This window comes from Endozoicomonas sp. ISHI1 (assembly GCF_024606225.1).
Classification (GTDB): Bacteria; Pseudomonadota; Gammaproteobacteria; order Pseudomonadales; family Endozoicomonadaceae; genus Endozoicomonas_A.
The window spans coordinates 1-3,538 of record NZ_JAGRPU010000103.1 but is presented as its reverse complement, the minus strand read 5'-3'; the positions used below and the strand labels follow the sequence as shown (position 1 = coordinate 3,538).

Genomic DNA, 3,538 nt, shown 5'->3' with positions numbered 1-3,538 from the left:
CCCGAAAGCCCGTCATGAGATGATTCGAATGCACCTTTGGCTGAATTTGGCCAAGGTGGGTCAACAGCCATATTTTCAGCGTCAATATCAACAAAAGCTGGAAGCAAAGAAAAACTGTTTACAGAAATTTCAGCACATGGTCAATCTACTTCCAACGATTGACAAACACCTTCGCGATTCTGTGGCAGAAGCAAGAGTCTATATCAACACACAACTGGGAGCGGAGCTTGGTATTGATAACCGGGACGATACCCAGCCATTGGAAGAACAAGAAAGAATCATCAGGGAGAAAATTCTTGAAATCAAAAGATCTCTTGACGAAAAAGATGCTACAACAACACAGCCATGGCAAGAAGCTGTAAAAGCAAGACTGGCACCCATTGAAAGCAGGTTAGGTATTACTCTGAACCATGAAGATGATCTGGATACCTGCTATCAGTCCATTCAACAACAGCTGCAACAAAAGGTAGAACTCAACAATGTGGTCATCCAGAACTCACTGACTAACTTCGAAAGTATACTCGGTCTGGTCTCAGATAACAGAAAGAATCCGGAAGTCCGTCGACAGGCCATTCAGCAACACCTCAAACGACAGCAAGCCTGGGTCGCTCAACAGCTTCTTCAGCATGAGGACTCCAGAACAGATGCTGAAATAAAAGCTCGTTATGCAACCATTGCCGCTCATTTAAACATTCAGAATTTTGATAGCAATAAAAATATTGACGCTCAACAGGAACACCTGCTGCAAACATTTAAGACAATGAAAGCCCGGGAAGAAGATCTGCGTCAACAACTTAAGGCAATAACTAATCAGCTCGGTATGGAGGATTATTGCACCTTAGCCAAAAGAGACGCTCTGGCAGCGTTTCTTGGCATTGATCCGGCCAAAGACATCCGCCTGAAAGACAGCGATAGTATAAAATCAAAGGTAATTGAGAAGCTCCTGGAGCCTTCAAAGCTGAAAACTGAATTGGAAGACATCAAAACACCAGGCCATCCCAAACTGATGCCCGAGGTACTGGAGACAATTCGTGGGGTATTAATAGTTCTGAATGAGGGTAAATACTTCAATCAAAAGCAGAGTGTGTATAACCTTCATCAGATCATTTCTATACGCATAGATCAGAACATCAGAGAGGCCAGAAAGCGGTCAGAAGAAAAGGCCCATTCCATACTGGACCATGTGGAAAGATTACTCAACATCGAGATCAATGAAGGTGATTATAAAACAGCAAGACTCGAAAGGATTCTGACAAAGCTTGATGCCGGTGATATCTCAAAAGACGAGCTGAATGAAATGCACGATACGCTCTGGTGGGAAGACAGTTCAGACAGTTCAGACTGGGAGTATCCGGAAGGGAACTCTTCGGAAATGGCTATCAAACCCATGACGATTCGTGATCGTCTCAACTACATAATCGAAGAATGGGATCAGCGAGCCAGAGAACAACAAGCAAGTCGTCTTATCGATCTGGAGGACGAGCTGAATATCGCCCCTCATGAAAACCCTTATGCTATTGAGAGAGGCAAAAGTTTCACAGCTAAACTGGCCAGTGATCTGGAGGTAGAGTTTGAAGACGATGACAACCTGTCTGTCCGGCAATATGTTCTAAGCGACAGAATTCAGGAATTACGGGATAGAGTAGGCGAACTCTATGAAGATGAGAGTGCCAGGAGAACCTGTAACAATAAAATTGCTCATCAACTCAACATTAAAGATTATAAAGATGATGCCAGGATCGACGACCAGAACCGTCTTATTGCAGCAAAACTCCAACAGCTGGATAAAGAAGTTTTCAAAGCGGGTCAGCCTGACGTTAATGAGCGTATCGCAGCCATTGATGATGAGCTTGAGAGGCAAATCGCTCGCCTGGGACCAAAACCACGATACGTACTTGACCGTGAAGCAGCCTCAGCCAGGTGGTTAATAGCAAGAGCTGAAAGTGAGCTGGCAGGTTTTCATCGCAGGCTGAACAGGCTTCGTAGCCGTGAAGATTACACAAATGCCCATGGTCGGGACGAATCCCATGAAGTCGGGGGTGAACCGCTTTTAACCAGGAAAAAATACACTCAAGTCACGGGTGGGGGTGATGGTACTGACGGCAAAATCCGGCATCTGGTTCAGGAACAGGCCTATCTGGAAGATGAAATTGAAATCAGGAAAGCAGACATTGAGAGAGTGAAGGAAGTCCTGAAGGCGGCTGAGCGGGCCGTCAAACATGACGGGGGCCCCTTCCAGTATTCGCCGAAACAGGTAAAAGTTCGGACCGCTATGGTCGCCTTTGTACAGCAAAACTGTCTCAGAAAACAAGCTCTGGAAACGGCGATGGGTCTGGCAGAATTAGCAGCAGAAAGCGGTAAGACAATATCCTGCCTTGAGACTTTCGATTTTGACGATGAATTTGCACCGATTCACTTGCAGGCACTGATCGGTGACAAACTGACGCTTAAACAGGCCAGTCGGATTGTGGAGGTTTTCAAGAGCCTGAAGACGACCTTACCTGAATCACCTATAGAGCCTGTTGAAGCTCTGCTTGGGAATGATCTGAATAAAATCTGCATTCTTGTGCGCAATGCCAGACGTGGGATGAAAAAAGGGGCTCTGGAATACGACGACGAAATTCGCAGCATGAGCAAAACAGCCGTTCACTTCATTCAACATCAATCAGAGAACCTGAAAAGCTTCCCGGAATACTTCGCTACCCATTCTGCCAGCGACAACAAGATCATAAGTCTGCTGCGTGAAGGTCTGATCAGCAAGGTGGAACTTAAGAACTACATAAAGGCCGTCAAAGGTGTCGAAGGTTATCAGACAGTGGATGAATTTGAGCACTTTCTTGGCTACAAACACAGCGTCAAGTTGCCTGAGTTCAAAAAGGTTGTCCAGCTGCTGTCCCACAAGGGTACCAAAAAATTCATACAGAGTGTCTTTACTCCCGTGCCCGAAACCGCCTCTGGCCCGGCAGGTATGAAAGAGTCGGTTGTCGGCATGAAGGAGTACGCAGCAGCGGTCATCGCCAACTATGTTCTTGACGATATTGCCTTTAACAACGGTCGCAGGAAGGCAGCGTTTCTGGGCAATGTTCAGGACACCCTGACACCTTACGCTCATGCTGCCGGACTATCTGAATCAGAACTGACCAGGGCTATCTACGATACCTTAATGCAGGCCCATGTTGCAGCGGTTGAGCATCAGCTCAATGATTACTGGGTCAAACCTTCAGCCTTTCTGGTACAGGCTGTCACCTGGTACTTCTCCAACTACAAACCTCTCCTGACAACCCATACCGTCGAGCAGGCTGCCGAGCTATCCCTCTCAAACATGTCGTTCCTCTATCTTCTTGATCTGACCAACAGGGGTGATTACCTGCACAGAATACTCACACCTTTCCAGCACTGGCTGGAACGCTATGAGGTTGATCTTGACCGAACCGGGCAATATGCCTACCACAGCGGCATTGAACAAGTCTCTGAAGTGGGCGGGCTGGCTATGCCACTGGGTAAAGCCGCTTCCTCAGCCATTTTGCTGAGAACCGGC

Annotated in this window: 1 protein-coding gene; it reads left to right on the top strand. The window is 46.9% G+C overall.

The genetic code is table 11. The annotated features are described in order from the left end of the window. Nucleotides 1-136 precede the first annotated feature (136 nt). The coding region (locus KBW69_RS23185) for a hypothetical protein (protein WP_257282496.1) at nt 137-3,538 on the top strand (3,402 nt) is incomplete at its 3' end.